Origin of the sequence: Orrella marina (assembly GCF_003058465.1) — a bacterium.
In the GTDB taxonomy this organism is placed as follows: Bacteria; Pseudomonadota; Gammaproteobacteria; order Burkholderiales; family Burkholderiaceae_B; genus Algicoccus; species Algicoccus marinus.
The window spans coordinates 840750-862783 of the sequence record NZ_CP028901.1 but is presented as its reverse complement, the minus strand read 5'-3'; the positions used below and the strand labels follow the sequence as shown (position 1 = coordinate 862783).

Here is a 22034-nt window from a genome sequence, read left to right as displayed (position 1 = left end):
AAATCAGATACTCATTCAAATCAAATCGGGTGAGTCCCGTTCAGGTCAGTTCACTCGGTTCTTCCTGCCGATCAAACCATCACTTCACGAACATCAGCGAGAACTGCGGCACGTAGGTCACCAGCATCAACACAACCAGCATCACCAGAATCTGGGGCCAGATCGCTCTGGAGATGGCCAGCAGACTCTGGCCACTGACGGACGCACCCACAAAGAGGCAGTAGCCCACAGGAGGGGTCGCCATACCAATGGCCACGTTGGTCACAATCATGGCGCCAAAGTGGATCGGATCAATGCCGAACTGATTACCAATGGCGATCAGCATCGGCCCAAAGATCAGCATGAGCGCAACCTCGTCCATGACTGCCGCCAGCAAAAAGAAGCCCAGGTTCAAGAGCAGCAGCATCACCCAGGGCTCGGCCACCAGTGAGCCCATCAACGCAGCGAACTTGGTGGCCAGTTGCTCCTGCGCCACGATGACACCGAGCCCACCTGAAACCGCCACAATCGCCATCACCACTGCGCTGACCTTCATGGCGTGCAGCATCACAGCGGGCAATTCACCCCATGCGAGCTTTTTCTCGATGAACACGCCAACGATGAAGCTGTAGAGACAGGCCACGGCCGCGGCTTCGGTCGGTGTAAAGATCCCGCCGTAAATGCCACCGAGCACCAGCACAGGTGTGAGCAATGCCCAGATTCCTTTACGCAGAGCATCTTTGACTTCGGCAAACGTCGCTTTTTCCAGGCGGGGAATGTTCTCCCTGTGCGCGCGCCAGAGCACAAGCGAGGAGAGTCCGATCGCGAGCGCAAGGCCTGGCACGATTCCGGCAAGGAACAAGGTGGCAATTGACTGTTCGGCAATCACCCCCCAGATGATGAAGGCAATCGAGGGCGGAATCAGAGGGGCGAGTACACCGGTACTGACCACGAGCGACGTGGCATACGCCCTGGAGTAGCCCCGCTCTGCCATCGCCGGAATCATGGCTGACCCAATCGCTGCCGTCGTAGCCGGTGCCGAGCCAGAGATCGATGCAAAAATGCACGAGGCGACAATGGTGACATGTCCCAGTCCACCCAGGAGATGCCGGACAAACACATCGGCCACGGCAATCAGACGGCGTGACAGACCGCCGCGCAACATCAGCTCACCGGCCAGCATAAAAAACGGAATACCCAGCAGACTGAAAGACTGTGAGCTGGCCACCAGTGTCTGTGGCAGCAGCATACCCGGCAGGTCCACTGCGATGAGAACCAGCACAACGGCCATCCCGATGGCGAATACAAACGGAAACCCGAATATCACCATGCCGGTAAAGCCCAGCGTCAAAATCCAGATCGCCTCGGTCATGACCTGCCCTCGCTACGCTCGAGTCGTCTGGGATCAAACAACAGTTCCAGACTAAACAAAAAAATCAGTACACCACTGACAGGCGCTGCGCTATAGAGCATGGTGATCGGGTACGCAATTGCAGCTGAGGTGGAGCCCACCATCATCAGGCAGTACTCCACCCCCATCCACGCCAGATACCCGCCAAACGCGGCCGTACAGAGATCAATGAAACGCTCCAGCAACTGGTTGCCCAGCCTGGGCAACCAGTTCAGAATCAGATCCATGCGCACGTGAAACGCTTCGCGCACCCCCACTGCCAGCATCAGCAACATGCTCCAGCTAAAAAACAGCAAAGCGAGCTCCTCGGACCAGGAAGGTGGGCTATTGAACACATAGCGCATAAACACCTGGTACAGAATCGAGAGTGTCATCCCCAGCCCCAGCAACACGACAATGCCTTTGACCAGCAAGGCAATCGCCGCATTCAAACGCTGGAGCACCCTGTAGAGGACCGAGAGCAGCGTCTGCATTTACTGAACCTCGACCAGTGCCTTGTCCAGGATCTCTGCACCGATCTGTGGACGGAACTTCTCATACACCGGCTTGACCTTCTCGCGGAACTGGGCGGGATTGCCAATCTCGTTAACCTGCATACCCTTGTCGGCGAGCACACTCACCAGTTTCCTGGCAGATTCGTCGCTCACGATGCGTTGCTCTTTGGTGGCCACTTCGGCTGCCTTGACGATGGCATCACGCTGCGCAGGCTCCAGACGGTCGAGCCAGCGTTTGTTGAACAGGAACTCGATCACCGAGAAGGTGTGATTGGTCAGCGACAGATACTTGGTGATCTCGTATGACTTGGTAGAGTCAATCACCGACAGAGGAATCTCCAGGCCATCCAGTGCGCCCTGCTGAACAGCAGTGTAGGTCTCGCCCCAGGCCATCGGAACGGGATTGCCACCGAGCGATTCGTACATACCGATGTACATCGGACTTTGCATGACACGGTACTTCACACCCGAAACGTCTTCCGGCTTGCTGACCGGGCGCACGTTGTTGATCATGTTGCGGAATCCGCCGCCCATGTACCCGAGCACCGCAATGCCTTTGGATGCGAGTTTTTCGGCCAGCATGTCACCGACTTCGCCATCGAGCAGATCGTATGCCTGATTCGAGGAGGCATACAGGAATGGCAGATCGTTCAACAGGAACGCGGGTTCGATCTGGGCAGTCACGGCATTGGTGATGATGGCGGCCTGGGCGGTCCCCATTCTCAAGCCTTCGAGAAGTGCTTTCTCGTCACCGAGCTGGCGGTTCGGGTAGAACTGCACGTCAAACACTTTGCCGGCCGGATCTTGCTCGAGTGCCTTGGCAAACGCCCGGGCACCGACTGCGTACGGGTCAGTCGGACCGTCGGTGGTGGTCCAGCCGAGCTTGATGGGAATCTTGGTTTGCGCTGCAACCTGAACGGGTACGCTCAAGACTGCACAGACTGCTGCCAGGGGCAAGAGTTTTGTGAAAAGTTTCATGGTTATGTCTCCTTTGTGTACGACTGTGATGACTGAACTGAAGATTGATCGATTGACTGATTGTCTGGCGCTTGCATCCATTCAGACGAAACCGAATGGATCATCCATGCCTGCTATGAGAATCTCCGGGGCCGCCAACAACCGCTATCGGCTGCCACGAGCACGATGAAGCAATCCGTGAGCGGTCAGACGCGATGGCCGACTGACATGGATCGCGAGCCCGTGATGCAGTGACGCAGTGACATCTGGTCAGCTTCGCCTTAATCCGACCAGTACAGTCGGGTGGGGTTATCGACCAGTATCTTCTGACGCAGCTGAGGGTCTGGCAACCAGTCAAAAATCAGGTCGACCAGATCCCCGTCGTTTGGCATGGCGTCGATATGCGGGTGCGGCCAGTCGGTTCCCCACACAGCGCGATCAGAGTTAGCGTGCAGCAGAGCGTCGATAACCGGACGCAGATCCGGGTATTTGGGCATCTGGTTCGACGATCGATACGGGCCGGACAGTTTGAGCCACGCCTGACCTTCACGCATGAGGGCCAGCAGATCCTTGAAAGGCTCACTCGAAATCAAGGCATCGGCTGGAGCGTAGCCGAGGTGGTCGACTACGACTGACACACCGCGATCGGCGATCCGCCTGATCAGTCCTGGCTCCTGAAGCAGCGGTGCAAATACCTGGGCATGCCAGCCCAGCGGCTTGATCTTGTCGATGATGGTGTCGATGTCCTGATCTGACGGGCCATTGGCAAACGCACGGTTGATCCGCGTTCCCCGGGTCCCTAGCGCATGCCAGCGCTCCAGGCTGGCGGCATCGACGTTTGCAGGCGCAACCGCCACGCCGCGAAGCCAGTCCTGATTGGCAGCCATGAACACTTCATAGCTTGAGTGATCTGCACCATAGACGCTCGGATGCACCAGCACGCCACGGTCAACGCCATACGCCTTGCACATCCGGCGATAGTCTTCAATGGTCGCAGGTGTCGGTACATAGGCGGCAGCCGACGACACAGGGAACCGTTCAAATTCCTGAAAGAAATGAAAGTGGCAGTCGCAAGCGCCTTCCGGAAGGCGCTCACGTGCTGGCCGAAGATCTGCGTCAAAAGGTAAGTAACTCAATGTCCCCTCTCTTTGTTATGCCCATCGCGTCAGCTCTGTGTCTCTGTGTTTCTGTGAGCGGCGATGGATTCGTTTGTACGCACGTCAAATGAAATCGGTAGAGCTGCCCGTTCGCCTGGGCAATCCGTGCTCAGGCAATCCCTGTCTGGCAAACATCGCCTCAGGTTGATTTTTCTCAAACACCGCCCGGTTTCTGTGTGCACCGAATCAATTTCATGTGCTAAACGATACCTGTCTGTCGAACTAAAATCCTACACATTCTGACGCACCCTGTCACTAAAGTTTCAATATGTGAAACTTCTCATGAAGAGACTTCAGTCCCTAGGGACTAACCCTGATCGGCTTACCGTATAAGCGGACAGGCTCCTGGCTTCATCGCCGAGCGCAATTTCCCGCGCACTACTGCTATTGATAGCCTTACGGGCACAAGTCGCGACGATACCTTTGCTGGTGACAATACAGGCGCTTCGGCAACTGTTACGGCCGGTGATCAGATTGACGGTGTCGCTGGAAACGTCACCTTCAATTACTACGGCGCCGCGGCAGCTGTCGTTCCGCCTCAAATGAAAAACGGCGCAACTCTGAATCAGTACGCTCCGACAGCAACTACTGGTTTGAATATGTCGGCAGTGGCAGGGCTTCAAAATGTCAACGACATAAATTCGGTTTTTGGTGCGAATAACCTGACTGGCCTATTTTTGGTCGCCAGTCGAGAGCTTGGGTTTAATAACGTGGCCCAAGACGCCGCTCAAACTGTCACCGCTAGTTTTGGCACTTCTGCTACCGCAGCGATACAGAACTTTAGCAATGGCTCCAACACTGGCACTGTTAATCTTGACGGTGCAGCAGTCAAGACTCTGAACGTTGAATCTGCTGGTAGCAAGGCAAACACGGTAGACGGCCTGGGTAGCACCTGGCAGCGGGTGTTGTTAACCTGCTTCGCCTTAGGCAAGAGGAGACGGATGGCGAATGGGTGTTCCCGAATCCGAAAACAGGGAAACCGTACCACTCATGCCAAAACGCGTGGGATACCTTTCGTCGCAGGGCTGCCATGCCCGATCTCAAGATGCATGATCTGCGGCACACATTTGCCTCAATGATGCTCGACAGCGGTGCAGATATCGCGGGCGTACAGCATGCGCTGGCACACACGCAGCTGAAGACCACGGTGGTTTACCTGCATCTGACAGAAGCCCGAAAACGGACATACACGAACGCAGCAGCACAGGCCACCGGCGTTTCGCCTGATTCATCTCAATCCTGATTTCTGCCCTCCTGGCCACCCAGGAAGGTTTTTTGATACGCATCTATGGGAACACCAGACGATAGTTTTTCAGGTCTTCCTCAAATGCATGGCACTGTTTCAGAGCCTGGTACAGCTCAGGCCGGGGCCTGGCGTAGTCAAACGCGGCTGTCCAGGCCTGGATGCGAACCATTGCGCGGACATAGGGCGCGGCGTCAGCGTGGCTCGACAGGCTTTTCAGCGGCAGCAGATAATCTTCGCGGTACACCGTTGGCACAATGATGCGCGACTGACCAGCGGCGCTCAGCATGCAGTTCATCGCCAAACGGGCAGTTCTGCCGTTGCCATCCTTGAAAGGGTGAACCTCAGACACCACGAACATCGTCATCAAGGCGCGGGCCAAGGCAGTTTCAAGTGCTTGAATCCGCTCAAACCCTTCCCGCAGCGTACCTTGCACCAGTTCACGAGCGACGAACAGAGTGGACCCCGTCTGATTGTTTTCGTTCTTCCATTCCCCAGGATTCTTGTCAATGCGAGACCGCATCACCAGCGCGTTGACGCTTTTCAGCCAGAGGAGAAAATCGTCGCTCGTGCGGGGCGGCTGGTCGCGCCAAGGCGGCTGCATCGCCGCCTGAAACGTACCCAGAATGTCATGAGAGTCTTCCGCCCGGTTTGGAATGAGCTTGCCCTCAAAGACAATTTCCTCGGCTTCGCTCACCAAAAACGTGGTGCCTTCGATGTAATTTGAAAAGTAAGACTCGAAGAAAGCGAAGTTCCCGCGGGCGGTACCCATTTCTGCGCCAGCGGCGACTTCCGGCAGGGGCTGCGCTCGCAGATAGCTGAAGAGAGCGTCGAACAGCACGAGGCGGTCGGGGTCATAGGGGCGGCCAGCGGCCCGAGCGAGCGCCTGCTTGCTGTGCAGTTTCCTGTTGTCGTAGGTGCCCTGCAATGCGCCCATGATGCCGTCCAGGCGTTTGAACTCCTTTTCCCGCCCCATCTTGACAGCCAGGGTGCGACAGGTATCTCGCAGCTGGTTGAAGCGATGTTCCCCTCGGATGGACAGCAGTTTGTCCAGCTCGGACTCCAGAGCGTACCGTGACAGCACACGCTCGCTGACACCGCGCCCCGTCGCCAGATTCTCCAGTATCCAGCGGGGTTGGCTGGCTAGGAAGAGCCGCTTATAGGGTGTATCGCCGTCGACCGCTCCCGGCCCCGGAATCACTTTGATCGTGAGCCCAGGCAGCTCGATTGTGCGCGCCCGGTTGCCGCGAGTGACATACAGGGATCCCTCAAAAGGCTTTGTGTCGTAGCCACTGCGATAACTCAATACCCCGTCTGGCAGAAGGTGGCTGACAATACTGGACCAATGACGCAAGACCACCATTTGCGCAGGGCTCGTCAGGTCACTGGTGTAGACCCCCGCATGCAGCTTTCGAAGCTGTCCTGAACTCGCCATCCGGAGAACGGCGCGGTCCGCTGCAGGGTCGCCTGCCCCTGTAAAAAGGATTTCCGGGAGGAGACTGTCGGCATTCTGTCCGATTGGCATGCTGGAATCGTTCGTTTTGTCTGAAATTTGATCTATTGTTGCATATTTTGTCTGAAAATATGATGATTCATCTTTATGAGATATGTCGGATATCGTGTCGACTCCTCGACAGGACAAGGCAGTTTTGTCTGAAAAATGTCTAATTCATCAGTTTTTTATCGGAAATTCTGTTGATTTTATTGTTTATGGCGATTTTCTGACGAGGAAAGTCAAGGTTGCTGACTTGCTGACCAGCGGACCCGGATGCCCCCTGTCAGGGGTATCGGAAGCCTTTGAGCCGCTTTTGGTCAGCGCAACTGAAGACCACGGTGGTTTACCTGCATCTGACTGAAGCCGCTCGTACGAAACCCACGCCAGCATCTACCGCAACCACCTGCAGCATGTTTTCGGCGGTCTGCGGCTCGATGACAGCGCACAGGAGGTAGTTCTGGAGTTCTGAAGTTCTGGAGTTCATCAGTTCCATGGCTACCAGGCACGTAACGTTCATGAATGCTGGTAACCGCACGCAGCCTGAGGGCACCGTGAAGCGCATCATGATTTTGCCCAGACGCATCGTGAACGAGACGGTTACTGAACCACCCCATGGCTAAAGCCAGGGGCTTGCGCTCACAGTTGCTCAGGTCACGTATCAGATCGCAGACTCACACCTGCCGTTTGCTCGATGAGCTGTGCAATGGCCGTGTGATCCCGATCCCCCATGCCTGCGGACACCCCCATCTTCCAGAGCTCGTTCACTGAGGACGACACCGGCATGGACAGTCCGGCTTGCTGGCCCATGCCCAATGCGATCCCGAGGTCCTTGGCCATCAGAGCCATCGTGAAACCGCGGTCGTATCGACCCGACAGGATCTGCTGCGGAAACTTCACCTCACTGGACGCACTGCGTGCGCTACCTTGATTGATCACTTCCAGCAGGCGCTCTGGATCAAGACCCATTCGCACACCGAGCGCCATCGCTTCGGCTGTGACAGTCAGTGTTGTCGCTGTGATCAGGTTGTTCAACGCTTTGGCAGTGTGGCCTGATCCGATCGGACCCACATGAACAATCACTCGTGCAAGCACCTCAAGGGGCTCACGCACTCGCTCCAGGACGGTCATGTCGCCACCGACCATGATCGTGAGCGTTCCCGCCTGGGCTCCGGAAATCCCGCCAGTCACAGGCGCATCCAGCATCGCCACACCCCGCTCGGTGAGCTGTCTCGAGATCGCCCGGGTAACATCCGGCAGCGAGCTGGTCATGTCGACCACCACACTGTTGCTGCGCAAGCCATCGATCAATCCACCCCCGGATACGCCACCCGACGCGGATGGCTGGCCCAGAACGACCTTCTGGACAACATTCGCATCTGGCAGCACCGTCAGGACGACATCCGACTCGCTCGCCAGTTCTGCAGGCAGTCTGAACCCCCTTGCACCCAGTTTCTCAAACTGATCAAGCACCTCATCCCGGGTGTCACAGACCGCCAGGTCAAAGCCTGCCTCGATCAGACGTTGTGCCATCCGGGCTCCCATGTTTCCAAGCCCGACCAGTCCTACTCTCATTTCACGCTGCCGATCCATCGGCTGTTGATCCATCTTTTGCTGTTCCATCTTTTGTTGATTCCATGTTTTGTCGTTCAGCCGTCTGACTCAGAGAGTTGCCCAAGGCTCAAGCCTGGGCATGCGGAATCCGGACAACCAGACCGTCCAGATCGTCAGTCACCTGAATCTGACAAGTCAGTCTCGAGTGTGCATTGGTGTCGAGTGCGAACTCGAGCATGTCTTGCTCGAGGGCACGAATGGCCGGAAGTCGTTCGGCCCACTGGGGATCGATATAAGCATGACAGGTAGCGCAGGTACACGACCCCCCACAATCTGCTTCGATCCCGCGCACGCCGTTCTGAACAGCCGCCTGCATCAGCGACTGACCGGTCACAGACGTGACTGACTTTTGCTGTCCGTCGGGTTCAATAAATACAATCGTTGGCATTGCCAAACTCCTCGTTAAATGCTGTTTCACCTTTTACGCAACTGCCTGCTGCAAGGTCGTTGCTCTCCTCACGGCTGCACGTCGTGTTGTGCAATGACTGGTTCAGTGTTCTGTAAAAAGACCTGTCACAAAATGAGCTGTACAAGAAGACACTACCCAGGCTCACCGACCCCTGCCCCGGATTGCAGCAGACTGAGCGACGACAGGGGGATCGCTGGATCAGCGAGATCCTCAGGCATTGGACTGAGCCCGGCGGCAATCCAGCGCTTGCCCAGCATGAACGCCCTGGCATCATTGAATGCATCGACTGCAATCAGTGTCTGGTTCCTGAAGTACCAGACACTTGAGATCACCCCCGGCGTCAAGGCTGTTGTGTGGTCGGTATGGTCGGGATGGACAGGGTCAGCCGTGTCCGCCTCTTTCTGCACTCGGGGCCGCACGACCACATGCGTGTATCCCGTATTGAGCCCGGCCATCTGAAGTTTCAAGTCGTATTGATCCGACCAGAACCAGGGCAAGGCGCTGTAGCCCTTCGGGCGCTCCATCAAGGTGTGAGCCGCCACATCGGCCATTTCAAGTGCATTTGGAACCGATTCCAGACGAACACGACGACCTTGCCATGCGAAGTTTGCACAGTCTCCAATCGCCAGGATGTGTGGATTCGACGTACGCAGTCGTTCATCGGTCACAACGCCGTTATCAATTACCAGATCGACCATTCGTGCCAGATCAACAGACGGTGTCACGCCGATGCCAACCAGCACCTGATCAACCATCAGGCGTTCCCCCGAGTCCAGAATGGCCGCAGTTGCACACATTGCCTGCGTTTGTGTCTGCATGTCCGCGCCTTTGGGGCTCGTTTCAAGGCACTTGAGCCCTGTTGATGTCAGGATTCGCACGCCGCGAGACTGATGCATGCTCTGCAGAACTTCTGCGGTTTGTGCGCAGGCAACGCGACTCAGGATTCGATCAGAGTTTTCGATCAAAGTGACCTGCATTCCGAGATCCCTGGCCACTGCAGCAGCTTCCAGCCCGACATACCCCCCACCAACAACCAGAAGGTGCTGCCCAGGCATCCAGGCATCGCGCAGCCTTCGTGCATGGTTCAGGTCTCGCAGTACATGAACATTGGCCAGCTCACCTGTGGCGCCGACCTGAGAACTCGTGAGCATGCGAGGCCGCGATCCAGTCGCAAGAACCAGTCTGCCGTAGGGAAGGATTTCGCCGTTTGCCAGATGTACGAACTGGTTGCGTGCGTCGATATCGGCGACACGCACACCTGATCGCAGCGTAATTCTCCGCGATGCATAGAGATCAGGCGCCTTCAGATGCAGCGCCTCATCTGCAACATCAGACAAGAGATACGCTTTGGACAAGAGCGGTCTGTGATACGGGTGATGCGGCTCTTCGCCGACCAGCACGACATCGCCCTCATACCCCAGGTCTCGCAACCGGAAGGCAAGGGCGGTGCCCGCATGCCCGGCGCCGATGATGATGGTGGAATCACTCATGCGCGCGGCTCTCCACTCAACGCCACTCGACCGGTCATCCGCCCCAGCTCGCTGGATTGCTTCTGTCCGTGCTGTGCGATTCGCTGTGCTGACATCTGTTGCATCGTCTGCACTTTCATTTCTCTCATCGCTTTCATTTTTCACCTCTCTATTGCCAGACACCCCATGGATCAGTCGATCAACCGGGCAGTTCATCCACAGGCTGTCCGGATGATCCGGTGATGCCGAGGCTCGCGTTCGTCTGGTCGTGCCGGATGCATGGGCATCCGTGTCGGCGTCGGCGCTGGCGTCAGTGCCAGCGTGACGCCTGTTACATGTTCCGCTACTCAAAGCGCGACAAACACCTCACCGTCCCGGACGGTCACGGGATAGGTCTTGACCTTGGCGTCGCTCACCCCGAACAGACACTTTCCGGTCTCGATGCTGAACTCCCAGCCGTGCCATGGGCACTTGAGAATCTGGTCCTGCATGCCATAGTTCAGTTCGCCTGCACAAGACGTGGGCAGCATGGTTCCATCGATCGTGCCAAAGGCCAGCGGTGCGCGTTTATGCGGGCACATGTTCTTGAAGGCGTAAACCGTGTCTTGCGCGCGCATCACACCAATCGGTCTGCCCTGCACCTCCAGGGCCAGGCCGGTGCCGTGGGGGATGTCATCAATGTGGCAAAGTCTGTGTTCCATTCCAGTCTCCTGATCGTCTCGGGCGGCGTCACGCCGCAGGTTTCAAGTTAAAGAGCTCGGCCGCGTTGTCATGAAAGACCTTCTGGCGAAGTTCAGTGGACATGGACGTGAACGTGGTCTGCGGGTAGTCCGAATCCCAGTGGGGATAGTCAGTGCTAAATAGCAGTGTCCGGTCCGCGTGCATCATCTCCAGGATCTGATCGAGGTATTCATCTTTCTCGGGTTCCTCGACTGGCTGGCTGGTAAACCGCACGTGGTCCAGCACGTATTGACTGGGCGGTTGTTCGAGCCAGGGCACTTCCCTGCGAAACTGTTTCCAGTTCTGATCCACTCGCCACAGCATGTGCGGCACCCAGCCATAACCGAACTCGGCTGCAAGCAGCTTCAGTTTCGGGAACCGGATGAATACCCCTTCAAACAGGAGACTCGCCAGATTGCCGATCGCGATCTGCGGAAAGCTGGTGTGACGCTCGATGTATGTACTTGGAACACCACCGGCAAACGACGCACTGGTCTGAAACGCCCCTTCAGTTCCGGTGGGATGGATGAAGATCGGCAGACCCATCTCCTGGGCTGCTTCGTAGATCGGGTAGTAATGCGGGTTACCCATCAGGATGTTCATGAGTGGCATATAGACTGCAACCACTTCTGGCAGGCCACCAACCCTGCGAATCTCGGCCGCAGCCGCAACTGGATCATGGACAGCCACACAGATCGCCAGCCGGTAGCGGCCGTCAACCGGCAACCAGCGATCGATGAAGTAGTCATTGAACGCGCTCGCCAGCACCGTGGCTTCAGCGGCATTCGGGTAGGCCACCAGCTTGCCCGCCTGAATCGAAGACAGCACGGCATACTCGATGTTGAGTTTGTCGAGATGGTCCTCGCGCAGAAAGTGTGGGCAGGAACCCCCCGGCTCACCGGCTGGCGTGGTCGTATCCTGGCGAATGGACGTGTTCCCGGCCAGTGGTGGACGCAAGGGATGATCGGGCAGGATGGCTCGCTTGCCATCAAAACGCTTTTGCCAGCTGTGACTCATGTAGGGCTTGAGTCCTTCGATGTCACCTGGCACCCAGGGATGCACATCGGCATCAATGATCTGAAGATCCTGTTTCACAATACACTCCTCTTCGAACCGGCGAAAAAAGCAATCAGACTATGCAGGTAGCAGAGTTGAGGGATGATAAAAACCGGTTTCCCACACTACCGTCGATCTGCAGACACAAAAGCCGGCAAATTCAACCTACCTCTCTCAAACTGCTCTCATCCCGATTCATTTCTGTTGTTTGTGAAATGATGGTACGCTCCGGTTCTCGTTCGGAAAATCTTGAATATCAAGCAGGGGGTTTCAGCAAAACCGAACGCTGGAGGGTTGCTGAAGGCAAGAGACCGGGATCAGGATCGAGAATGGTGTTGCCGTTGCTGTTGCCGTTGTCGTTGTCGTTGCCGTTGCTGTTTCCAGACCCTGGGCGAGACTGCTGCGACGAAACACGCACGTCACCGAAACACGCACGTCAACGCAACCATGCCGTGTGACATTTGAAGACGGGCGTCTGCCCGATGGAACCTATCATGCATTTTGAACTGTCTGATCTGCGTATTTTTGTTGCCGTCGCACAATCTCCCAGCCTGACACAGGGTGCGAAACGTGCACACTTGTCGGTTGCCGCCACCAGCGCCCGGATCAAGTCACTTGAGGGCCAGCTCAACGCCAGACTGCTCTACCGGGACAGCCGCGGCGTCACACTCACCCCGGCCGGCGAGACGTTACTCAAACATGCGAGACTGATCCTGCGCCAGGTCGACTACGCAAAACATGAGTTTGCCCAGCAAGCCAGTGGCATGGTCGGTCATATCCGGATTTTTTCCAATACGACGGCGATCACCGAGTTCATGCCGGAGGTGCTGGCCAGATTCCTGTCTGACCATCCAGCAGTGACGGTTGACCTGCAGGAGCGGCTGTCGCGCGACATCGTGAGAGGCGTGCTCGAAGGCTCAGCCGACCTTGGACTGATCGCGGGACCCGTGGGTGCGCAAGAGATTGATGTGATTCATTACAGCACCGACCGCCTCCTGCTGGCGGTCCCCAAAGGCCATCCACTGGCCAGTGCAACCGACGCTCAACGCAGTACGCCCGCAAGCACGGATGCGACTTCTGACGATGAGCCGAAGGTGCGAAACCAGCACGGCGTGAGTTTCACCAAAACCCTGAATTACCCACACATCGGCTTGCGCGAAGGCAGCACGCTGTACGACCTGGTCACCCGGCAAGTCAGCCGTCTGGGTAAGGCCCTGCCCTTGCGGGTTCAGGCATCGAGCTATGAAGGGATCTGTCGAATGATCGAGGCAGGTGTTGGAATCGGCATCATTCCGGAATCGGCTGCCGTTCGGCATCAGGCCACCATGCAGTTCGAAACAGTACCCCTGAAAGACGCCTGGGCCATTCGGGAACGCAGCATTCTGGTGCGCGAACTCGACGCGGTTCCGGAATGTGTCAGAGCACTGGTGACGGCGATTTCTGCATCAGGCAACAGTGCCAGCAAACAGGCAGACTAGCGCAAGGAGGATCAATCAAAGAGGACACCGCTGTTCCCTGCCTTCAGAGTCGACTGACCTGTTCGCACTGACACTGTGCGTAACCAGACGATGGCCTTGGAGTCAGATGCGTAAAGATTTATTTATACTCGTCATTCAGTCCAGACGACAACATCAGGGCTGGAAAACGCACTTGATGTATTTCACTAGACGCATTCACTCGATGCATTCACTCGATGTATTCAGTCCATCATTCGGTGCACTCTGTACACTTTCTGACCAGTTTTGCTCTTGCCGTCTGTTTACACTGACAGACTGACAGACTGACATGACATCAACCTCCAGGACCCGACACGCCCCATGCAGCAAGCCTTTCCCACCCTGCAACTCAAAACCGAGTTGCCATTCATCGACATCTTTGCCCATCTGATCATCTGGCTCCTGCTTATCCTGGTCACGCTAGGTCTTGCCGTGTTTGTGTTCCCCTACTACATGCAGAAACTGGTCCTTAATCAGACCTACGCGTACGATGCCAACAATATCAAAGTTGGTCGACTGCATTGCACGATTGACCTGGCAAGTATCATCGGCAACGTCATTATCTGGACTATTCTGTCGATCCTGACGCTTGGGCTGGCCTACTTCGTGTTTCTGTACAAGATTTCGGCGCACTGCTCCAACCATACCCGCATCGTGCCGCTGGACTCCAGACTCCAACAGGCTGGCTGAGCTTGGAACTCACCTTCTGGCTGGCGCTTGAGCAGGCATCTGGGTGACGCACTCTCACACCAACTGTTTCAGCCGCTCCTGTAGCATCTGTACGATCGGGCTCAGCAAGGCATGAATCCGGTCCGTGGCTTCACCTGGATAGTCATTTGAGGCTCCGATGAGGCAGACCGACCCATAGACTTCGCCATGCTGATCCCGAACTGGCATGGCGAATGCGTGGGACCCGGGCACCAGAAACCCAAGATTGACGCCAAATCCATGGGCGGCTGACATGTCCAGCATTTTCTGGATTGATTCGAGACGAACATGGCCATGACGTGCCTGCTCACGCATTAGGTTGTCACGAAGCACCCGCTGCTGCTCATCTGGCGACAAAGCCAGCAGGATCGCCGCACCACCTGCCGAAGTGATCATCGGTCTTCTGGCGCCCGGGTACAACATGGTCGAGCTGGTTTGTCCCGTCAGATTAATGTGCAGACTGCACACGAAGTCTGTATCGCTGCGCAGCAAAAGCAGCACGGTGCCCGCATGTTGCCTGGCGAACTCCTCGAGCACCTTCTCGGCATAGCGCTGGAACTGGTGACGAGCAGGCAATGCCATTCCGAGTTCAAACAGCATGGAACCCGGCAAGTAGTGCTTGTCACTGGCCCGCTGCTCGACCAGACCCTCTTTGATCAGGCACATCAGCATCCGGTGCACCGTCGCCTTGTCCAGGTCACAGGCATGAGCAAGGTCCGATAGACGCCAGCCGATATCCGGGCGGCTCGCCACCACTCGTAACAATTGAATGCCCCGACTGAGGGTGCGGGTTCCCGATACCGACCGATCAGACCCGGGCAGAACAGGCTCACTGGACAGACTCGACAAACTCGGCAAACTCATCAGACTCCCGAGGCCGGCTTTCATGCGGCCACTCATCAAACTCGAATAAACGATCCAAAGGATTCAAGGGCTCCTCTGGTCAGGCACCACGACAAGGTACTCGCTGGCCGACCATTACAACAGAGCGGACGCCTTCACTTAATCCGTACCTGCCTGATTGACTCGACCGCGATGTGATGTGATGTGATGGGCCAAGCGGACCGTGCTGACCTGATGAACCTGGCCATCTGACTGTACTGATGGCCAGAGCGTCCTGGGCGTGGTAGTTTGACGGTAAGCGATAAGGTGCCAGACCGGATACGTTGGTGGACGAGATCGTACAAGCACCACTTGCCTCCCCACTTGCCTCCCACTTGCCCCCCACTTGATCCCCCATTCAAACAGCCGTCTGGCCCTTTCATACTAGCCAAACCCAATCAGGAGGTTTCACCATGTTGCCACTTGTACCATTTATCGCAGGCGTTCTGACCGGTGTTGCCGTGGTCAAACTTCTACGTGACCGAACCACTCGGGATAAGCTTGATCGCGCTCAGCAAAGGCTATCCGATGGTGCGAATCGCGTGGTCCGAAAAGCCCGCGCCGGTACCGCATCAGGACTCAGAGCCGTTGAAAAAACGGCATCCGCCATGCGCGAACGACTCGATGAAGGTGAGATTTCGGGTGGAGACGCAGACGGCAGCACAAAAGAATCCCGAACCAGTCGGTCAACTAGCGCAACGGCTCGCGGGTCCGCACGCGCGACCAAGTCTTCGCGAACCACCACCCGCCAGAGAGCGTCATCCAGGACACGTACGACAGCCCCCCCTCGCAAGGCCGCCCGAACGGCCAACGCCAGCACGACGAACTCGGATGCGGGCATCAAGACAACGGCAAACACAGAGAACGCCGGGAGCACACACGACAATCCGGACGCATGAGTCTTTTGAAGCCTGTGCACACCAGGCTTGCCTGGCGCGGACCCCTTGCAGATGGGCTGGCGCCGCACGGGTTTCATGCTGGTCCAGCGTTGCGACGATCCATTACACTCGGGCCATGTGGGGATGTGGTCAGTCGAACGATGCCAGCCTGAACGGACAGGCCCAGGCTGAATGCAACCGGTCAACCCGTCACCCCACCCGTCAACCCGGCCTGTGCGGCTGGTGATCTGCCCATCCTTGATTATCCGCAACACGTTTAAGACAGAATCTCATGAGCACCATCAAGATCTATCACAATCCATCGTGCAGCACGTCCCGCAAAGTGCTTGACCTGATTCGCGAGAATGGATTTGAACCCACCGTCATTCAGTACCTTAAAACCCCACCTGAGCGGGAAACGCTGGTCGCCTTGATCCAGAAGATGGGGGTTTCGGTCAGAGATATTCTTCGCGAGCGCGGAACCCCTTACGCAGAACTCGGTCTGGATGATGCCAAATGGACCGATGATCAGTTGATCGACTTTATCGTCGAGCATCCGATCCTGCTCAACCGTCCGATCGTCGACAGTGACCGTGGCGCAAAGCTGTGCAGACCAATCGAATCGGTTCTGGAGCTGCTCCCAAGCAAATAAGCAAGCAGTCATCAGAAAACAGTAGCCCCATCACCACTCAGGCGCCACCCAGTCGCCACTAAGGCGCAACCACAGCCAAGCCGCGCTATGGCTGCGAGGTGTTGGGATCCTGCGTTGGCAACCTGCGCTTGCGACCTGCACAGTCGACATAATTCCTGAAGACTGTCGGGCAACCGTCGACGGACCGCCAACGCCTGGACGTCATCCAGTGGGCGCTACTGGCCGTTTCATCGTGCAACTGATCAGTATGTTAAATTCTGCTTGACTTGCTCGCCTGGCGATAGGGCGCACCACAGGACGCACCACAGGACGCACCGATTCTGGCCGTTCCGGCTCACCAGAAAGGTGTCCTGCAATCCAGTCAGCAGCCAGGCAAGCTCCTGGAGTGTTCCGGACAGGGACGAATTTTCGCGCTATCCAGGCGTGTCACGCCGGGATAGCGTGAAAGATGGCTTGTTTCATGCACTGATTCGATTTTTTCGTGTGACTGGCCTCATTAAGTCGGAGCGAATACTGCCTGACTGAATCGTCATAAAGGGATGAGGGATAGGTGCGTAGCGACGTCAACATCATGGGATTGTTTTTTGTCAGTATCGTGATTTACATGATTCTGACCATCCCGGTGTTCGTCATCGTCCGGCGTACGCTGTTCAAGTGCGGCTTCTATCGGTATGTCTGGCATCCCAATTTGTTTGAAGTCGCGCTTTACCTTTGCCTGGTTTGCGTGTTTGTCCTTCTGTTTCCAATATGAACACCTCATCCTCGTCGCGTGACACAGGCGAACCTGATTTGGAACCCACCCACACCGGCCCTTCGAGCGCCCATGCGTCCAGGGGCACTGTCACGAACGCAGACAAACCCACGCCACCCTCACTGTCTGGACGCATACTTCGTCGGCTCGTACCTTACGTGGTCACCCTTGCACTGGTGATGGCGGCCGGGTGGCTGGTCTGGGAGGTCTGGTATCTGTACATGCGCACGCCGTGGACACGCGACGCATTTGTCCGGGTCGAAGTAACGGAAGTCGCACCTGAAGGCGTCTCCGGATACGTGACCGAACTGCCTATCGCTGAAAACCAGTGGGTGGACCAAGGTGAATTGCTCTTGCGAATTGATCCCACTCGCTACCAGCTCACCGTCAACCAGGTACGCAGTGAGCTCGAGGTGGCCAGAGTCACCGCACAGATGGATCGGGATTTTGCGCAAAGCCGGGTGACGGCTGGTGACGCGGTCTCCTCCGAAGAAACCCAGGCTTACCAGACACGGGCACGCGCCAGCGAGCTTGAAGTGGAACGTCTGGAAGCCGCACTTGCGCTGGTGCAGTTCAATCTGGACCGAACCCGTTTATATGCACCCGTCAGTGGGTATGTGACAAACCTGAACCTGCGACAGGGAAACTTTCTGGGGTCGGGTCAGACTGCGGTCATCCTCCTTGATGCCAGCAGCTTCTGGGTCGAGGCATACTTTCAGGAGACACACCTGGCGGACATCCAGCCCGGCGCAAAGGCAGCCATCGATCTGATGGCATACGACAGACCACTGACAGGTACTGTGGTCAGTGTCTCCAAAGGCATCGCCAACCCGAACAACAACCCAGGTTACCTGGGTCTGCAATCTGTCGACCCGGTCGATGCCTGGGTGCGACTGGCCCAGCGAATTCCTGTATATGTACGCATTGACGAGATCCCTGACGATCTGCCGCTCTCAGCGGGCATGACCGCGGCGGTGGCCGTGGGCGAGGCCGCGCAGCAGGTGCTCAATCCCGTCTCCCTCTCGGACAGGCTGCGCAAGTGGCTGGGGCAAAGACTATGACGAATGGTGGTCTTTCAGCCCGAAACTCACACGCCTTATTGAGCGCCCTGCTTGTATTGTCGATGGCAGGTTGCGCGCTACATGACACCGACTCAGCAACCGACCCCAATCAGGCTGGCGCGCTTAATGGGCTGCCACCCACTTTTGACACGTTCACACAGACTGACGTGACCCCCACACAGGACCTGACCACACTCGATGCCGATCAGCTGGCACGCACCCTGGGAAGCTGGTGGGAGATATTTGATGACAAGACACTTGATGCCTTGGTTCTGCGGGCCATCGAGGCCAACTGGCGCTTGCAGGCCGCCCTGGAAAACATCGAACAGGCAAGGAGTCAGATCGTCCGTGTCAACGCCAGTGCCCTGCCCAGCCTGAACGCTGGTGTGACGGCCAGCCGCCAGCAAACCGGTACCACTAGCAAGCTGGGTTTCGGGTTGTATGACCTTTACGGGTTCAATGCATCGCTGGCCTGGGAGCCAGACGTGTTTGGACAAGTGCAAGCACGCGTCGATACCGCAAGTCGTGATGCCCAGGCGCTGGCGTTCGATCGACGGGCACTGATGGTATCGATCACAGCCGAACTGGTTGATGCCTACGCGCAGTTGCGTGCTGTTCAGCAACAACTGTCCCTGACCCGGCAATACGCCGGTTTGCTGGAGCAACAGATCCGTCTCACAGGCAGACTGGCTGACTCGGGCCTGGTTGCGCCGGCGCAAGTGGCGCAGACGCGTCAGGCCTACCTGACCACTCAGGCACAAATCCCTGTACTGCAAGCACGGATTGAATCGCTGATCACCACCTGCTCGATTCTGACGGGTGGATTTCCTGCCGATCTGTCCAAAACACTGCGCAAGCCCGCGCCGATGCTCAGCGTGCATCATCCGGTTCCCGAGACCCTGCCCTCTCAGGTGCTGATGCAACGGCCTGACATCGCCGCACAACAGGCCAGAATACTGGCCTCGGCCGCTGGCGTTCAGGCGGCCGAGGCTGATTTCATGCCAAGCTTCAGCATTCCGCTCGGCACGGGGTACTCGACAACGCCATTCGATTTGCTGCTCAATCCGGCAAGCTTTATCTGGAGCCTGGGCGCAGGCCTCACCGCCCCACTCTATACAGGCGAGGAACTTCAAGCCAGTCTGGCCATTGCCCAGTCTGTCAACCGTGAAGATCAACTGCTTTACGAGCAGACGGTTCGTCAAGCGCTCAAGGAAGTCGAGGACGCCGTCACGGATTACCAGATGAGCCAGCAAAGCCTTTCCAGTACACAGGGCATGGCCCAGGCGCAGGCGGCGACTGTCGTCCAGCAAAAAAGCCTGTTCACGACGGGCCAGGCGTCCAGACTGCAATTAAACCAGGCATTGCTCGACCAGTTGCTCGCCAGCCAGTCCGTCATTGATGCGCGATACGCCAGCGCCGCCAGTTTGGTGATGCTCTACCGCGCGCTCGGTGGTGGCTGGCACACTGAGCTCGATCGCAGTCCGACACCTCCCCTGACCACTGAATCCAGTGATGCACACTTGACTGACAACCCGGTGCGCACGGCTCCGGTCGAACGAGCACAAGTCTCATGATGCCGTTGAGCGCAAGCGGACAAAAGCAGATGGCATGGCATGGTCTGTCACCACTGACCATCAAGATCATCCGATTCTGGTTGCAGACCACGGCTGCCATTGGAATCTGTCTTTGGGTGGGCTACGAACTGGCATTGACGCTGGTCTCAAGCGCCGCGATCACCGTGTGCATTGTGGCCGATCCGAATTCAGGCTCGGTCTTCTCAAAGAGCAAATGGCGTTTGATCGGCTCACTGGCCGGCGGCCTGGTGATCGCCCTTCTCGCACTGTGGTTCGCCCAGGCACCCTGGATCTTTCTGACCGGGCTTGCGATCTGGACTGCGATCTGCTCGTATATCAGCGCCTGTTTTCGGTACTTTCAGGCGTATGCGGCAGCACTGTCAGGCTACACAGCGACCATCATCCTGGTAGAGATTCACAATGTCTTTGATCTGGTTGCGTTCAGCACGGTTCAGCGGGTGGCCGAGATCATTCTTGGTGTCCTCAGCGTCGCCCTGGTGTTTGGCCTGACTCATGTTCGCAAGGGCATTGCCCGACTTGAACCCGAGATGCACACCCAGGGCAGGCGCACGCTCGATCTGGCAAGCACTATCCTGGATAATCCGACACGTGACCATATGGTGGCTCAACTGCGTCTCTGGGTCAGACAGACCGAAGATCTCCAGCACAATTTACTCCTGCTCGGCGAGGAAGAGGCTATCTTTGCAAAACAGGCACGCAGCATCCGGATCGCGTTATCAGACCTGTACGGCCCGCTGAGCCACTTCAGCGAATCCTTGCTCGCGCTGTCTCAGACTCCAGACACAGAGCAGACGCGTGTGGCCCGCCAGGCGGTGCTCGACTGCATGACGCACCTCACCACCGCAACCAACAGTGCGCAAGCCGTGCAACAGATCATCGACGAGGTGTTGCCGGCACTGCGCGAGCCGATCGAGCGGGCCGCCGCGAAACAGGCTAACGCGGGTATCCGGCGCCAGATACGCGCGATCCCGGATTCTCTCAGGACGTTGCTGATCAGTCTGCAGAACTATCGCCAGATTCGACACGAACCACTGAGTGCCCCCAGCCGTAAAACAGGACATCTGGTCGAGAACCGGATTGCGAAGTTTCAGGCTGTGGGTGTCGGTATCGGATATCTGGCATTTTGTGCGTTCTGGATCGAGTCCGGCTGGACTGGCGGCGATGTGGCCCTGCTGATGTTCGTGGCGGTGTCAATGCTGCAGATGAGTAGCGACCAACCGGTGCTGAATCTGCTCTCGATGTTCAAGGGGCTGGCGATCGCAAGCCTGGTCGCATTACCACTGAAGTTTCTGATGCTGCCCGCATCGGAAGGGTTCGGTTGGCTGATGTTCTTGCTGGCATTCGGTCTGTTGCCAGGATGCGCTTTCAAGAGCATCCCTAAAACCGCCTCCATCGGATCAGGCTACCTGCTGTTCTTTCCGCTTCTGCTCGGACTCGACAATCAGATGAGCTATGACATCCAGGCGTTTGCCAGTGAAGTGGTGTCCATGTGTGTCAGCATTTTTGCGGCGATCGTTCTGATGGCTGCCGTGCATCCGTGGCGTGCCGAATCACGCCTGAAGCTGCTGCTGACCCAGGCGCAACGGGATTACGAGCAAACCCTGGTTTCGTTACGTCACGGTCAATTTGACGCCATTCATCAGTGGGAGGACCGTCAGATGCTACGGGTGCTGCAAATGGATCACGTGGTTATGCTGTCCGATCCTGCGATGGCCGATCGGGCGGCCGGTGACTTGCTGAGATTGAGTGCTGCTGCACGCCACTCACTTAATCGTTACCAGCAACACGCTACCCTGTTACCCGGCAACAGACATTCCGAGCGTCTGTCCTGAGCATTTTCTTCTGAATGGCGTGGCGATCACGCCGTCGACACGGACGGGATAAGTGATCACTAATTGATGGATTGAATCTTTTAATGGAACGACTTCGGGCTGCTCAAGTCAAAACGAGTCGACAGCGCCCGTTCCCATGGGTGTTCAGGCACTCTGATGCCCTGTTTTTTCCAGTCAA

At 57.0% G+C, this 22034-nt stretch carries 23 protein-coding genes; 11 read left to right on the top strand and 12 right to left on the bottom strand.

From position 1 onward, the window contains the following. Nucleotides 1-79 precede the first annotated feature (79 nt). From DBV39_RS03820 to DBV39_RS03805, 4 genes are all read right to left on the bottom strand, one after another. The gene (locus DBV39_RS03820) at nucleotides 80-1351 is read right to left on the bottom strand and encodes a TRAP transporter large permease (protein WP_108620419.1); all 1272 of its coding nucleotides are present in this window, start codon (nucleotides 1349-1351) and stop codon (nucleotides 80-82) included. Beyond that, complete coding sequence (locus tag DBV39_RS03815) at nucleotides 1348-1863, bottom strand: TRAP transporter small permease (RefSeq protein ID WP_108620418.1); 516 nt, start codon at nucleotides 1861-1863, stop codon at nucleotides 1348-1350. Before DBV39_RS03815 ends, DBV39_RS03820 begins: the two co-directional genes overlap by 4 nt. Next, nucleotides 1864-2862 (bottom strand): TRAP transporter substrate-binding protein, encoded by a 999-nt coding sequence (locus tag DBV39_RS03810; RefSeq protein ID WP_108623074.1) that lies wholly within the window; start codon nucleotides 2860-2862, stop codon nucleotides 1864-1866. A gap of 260 nt (nucleotides 2863-3122) precedes the next feature. Beyond that, on the bottom strand, nucleotides 3123-3977 hold the full coding sequence (locus DBV39_RS03805) for an amidohydrolase family protein (RefSeq protein WP_108620417.1): 855 nt from the start codon (nucleotides 3975-3977) through the stop codon (nucleotides 3123-3125). A 973-nt stretch (nucleotides 3978-4950) separates the two neighbouring features. Here DBV39_RS03805 and DBV39_RS03800 point away from each other — a divergent pair. Beyond that, nucleotides 4951-5241 (top strand): tyrosine-type recombinase/integrase, encoded by a 291-nt coding sequence (locus DBV39_RS03800; RefSeq protein ID WP_159078782.1) that lies wholly within the window; start codon nucleotides 4951-4953, stop codon nucleotides 5239-5241. A gap of 43 nt (nucleotides 5242-5284) precedes the next feature. On the opposite strand, the gene DBV39_RS03795 is transcribed toward DBV39_RS03800, so the two are convergent. Continuing rightward, nucleotides 5285-6766, bottom strand: coding sequence for a Fic family protein (locus DBV39_RS03795; RefSeq protein ID WP_108620415.1), 1482 nt, complete (start codon nucleotides 6764-6766; stop codon nucleotides 5285-5287). 82 nt (nucleotides 6767-6848) lie between these two features. On the opposite strand from DBV39_RS03795, the gene DBV39_RS03790 reads away from it, so the two are divergent. Both DBV39_RS03790 and DBV39_RS20230 read left to right on the top strand, forming a co-directional pair. Next, nucleotides 6849-7097 (top strand): hypothetical protein, encoded by a 249-nt coding sequence (locus tag DBV39_RS03790; RefSeq protein ID WP_108620414.1) that lies wholly within the window; start codon nucleotides 6849-6851, stop codon nucleotides 7095-7097. Nucleotides 7098-7227: 130 nt separating this feature from the next. Then, complete coding sequence (locus DBV39_RS20230; protein ID WP_265416031.1) at nucleotides 7228-7356, top strand: hypothetical protein; 129 nt, start codon at nucleotides 7228-7230, stop codon at nucleotides 7354-7356. A 31-nt stretch (nucleotides 7357-7387) separates the two neighbouring features. On the opposite strand, the gene DBV39_RS03785 is transcribed toward DBV39_RS20230, so the two are convergent. From DBV39_RS03785 to DBV39_RS03765, 6 genes are all read right to left on the bottom strand, one after another. Continuing rightward, nucleotides 7388-8356 (bottom strand): NAD(P)-dependent oxidoreductase, encoded by a 969-nt coding sequence (locus tag DBV39_RS03785; RefSeq protein ID WP_108620413.1) that lies wholly within the window; start codon nucleotides 8354-8356, stop codon nucleotides 7388-7390. A 58-nt stretch (nucleotides 8357-8414) separates the two neighbouring features. Beyond that, complete coding sequence (locus tag DBV39_RS03780) at nucleotides 8415-8735, bottom strand: 2Fe-2S iron-sulfur cluster-binding protein (RefSeq protein WP_108620412.1); 321 nt, start codon at nucleotides 8733-8735, stop codon at nucleotides 8415-8417. Between the two features lie 152 nt (nucleotides 8736-8887). Further along, on the bottom strand, nucleotides 8888-10246 hold the full coding sequence (locus DBV39_RS03775; protein WP_159078781.1) for an NAD(P)/FAD-dependent oxidoreductase: 1359 nt from the start codon (nucleotides 10244-10246) through the stop codon (nucleotides 8888-8890). Further along, nucleotides 10243-10383: a hypothetical protein gene (locus tag DBV39_RS19395; RefSeq protein ID WP_159078780.1), complete on the bottom strand. Its 141-nt coding sequence runs from the start codon at nucleotides 10381-10383 to the stop codon at nucleotides 10243-10245. The genes DBV39_RS03775 and DBV39_RS19395 overlap by 4 nt, the downstream gene beginning before the upstream one ends. 189 nt (nucleotides 10384-10572) lie before the next feature. Then, nucleotides 10573-10926, bottom strand: a complete 354-nt coding sequence (locus DBV39_RS03770) for a Rieske (2Fe-2S) protein (RefSeq protein ID WP_108620410.1) — start codon at nucleotides 10924-10926, stop codon at nucleotides 10573-10575. Between the two features lie 28 nt (nucleotides 10927-10954). Then, nucleotides 10955-12040 carry an amidohydrolase family protein gene (locus DBV39_RS03765; protein WP_159078779.1) on the bottom strand — a complete coding sequence of 362 codons (1086 nt, stop codon included), beginning with the start codon at nucleotides 12038-12040 and terminating at the stop codon, nucleotides 10955-10957. Nucleotides 12041-12495: 455 nt separating this feature from the next. Here DBV39_RS03765 and DBV39_RS03755 point away from each other — a divergent pair, with 455 nt between their 5' ends. Both DBV39_RS03755 and DBV39_RS03750 read left to right on the top strand, forming a co-directional pair. Continuing rightward, nucleotides 12496-13479 (top strand): LysR family transcriptional regulator, encoded by a 984-nt coding sequence (locus DBV39_RS03755; protein WP_108620407.1) that lies wholly within the window; start codon nucleotides 12496-12498, stop codon nucleotides 13477-13479. A gap of 339 nt (nucleotides 13480-13818) precedes the next feature. After that, nucleotides 13819-14187 (top strand): DUF6693 family protein, encoded by a 369-nt coding sequence (locus tag DBV39_RS03750; protein WP_108620406.1) that lies wholly within the window; start codon nucleotides 13819-13821, stop codon nucleotides 14185-14187. A gap of 54 nt (nucleotides 14188-14241) precedes the next feature. On the opposite strand, the gene DBV39_RS03745 is transcribed toward DBV39_RS03750, so the two are convergent. Next, a complete protein-coding gene (locus DBV39_RS03745) occupies nucleotides 14242-15093 on the bottom strand; it encodes an IclR family transcriptional regulator (protein WP_159078778.1) in 852 nt (283 codons plus the stop codon). Between the two features lie 407 nt (nucleotides 15094-15500). Here DBV39_RS03745 and DBV39_RS03740 point away from each other — a divergent pair, with 407 nt between their 5' ends. The 6 genes from DBV39_RS03740 (at nucleotide 15501) to DBV39_RS03715 (ending at nucleotide 21856) form a co-directional block, all read left to right on the top strand. Further along, entirely contained in the window at nucleotides 15501-15986 is a 486-nt protein-coding gene (locus tag DBV39_RS03740; RefSeq protein WP_108620404.1) for a hypothetical protein, read from the top strand. A 271-nt stretch (nucleotides 15987-16257) separates the two neighbouring features. Continuing rightward, nucleotides 16258-16617: an arsenate reductase (glutaredoxin) gene (gene arsC, locus DBV39_RS03735; RefSeq protein WP_108620403.1), complete on the top strand. Its 360-nt coding sequence runs from the start codon at nucleotides 16258-16260 to the stop codon at nucleotides 16615-16617. A gap of 550 nt (nucleotides 16618-17167) precedes the next feature. Beyond that, nucleotides 17168-17368, top strand: a complete 201-nt coding sequence (locus DBV39_RS03730) for a DUF1656 domain-containing protein (RefSeq protein WP_108620402.1) — start codon at nucleotides 17168-17170, stop codon at nucleotides 17366-17368. A gap of 38 nt (nucleotides 17369-17406) precedes the next feature. Beyond that, nucleotides 17407-18429 carry an HlyD family efflux transporter periplasmic adaptor subunit gene (locus DBV39_RS03725; RefSeq protein WP_159078777.1) on the top strand — a complete coding sequence of 341 codons (1023 nt, stop codon included), beginning with the start codon at nucleotides 17407-17409 and terminating at the stop codon, nucleotides 18427-18429. Beyond that, the gene (locus DBV39_RS03720; RefSeq protein WP_108620400.1) at nucleotides 18426-20003 is read left to right on the top strand and encodes an efflux transporter outer membrane subunit; all 1578 of its coding nucleotides are present in this window, start codon (nucleotides 18426-18428) and stop codon (nucleotides 20001-20003) included. The genes DBV39_RS03725 and DBV39_RS03720 overlap by 4 nt, the downstream gene beginning before the upstream one ends. After that, on the top strand, nucleotides 20000-21856 hold the full coding sequence (locus DBV39_RS03715; RefSeq protein WP_108620399.1) for an FUSC family protein: 1857 nt from the start codon (nucleotides 20000-20002) through the stop codon (nucleotides 21854-21856). Before DBV39_RS03720 ends, DBV39_RS03715 begins: the two co-directional genes overlap by 4 nt. The last annotated feature ends 178 nt before the right edge of the window (nucleotides 21857-22034 follow it).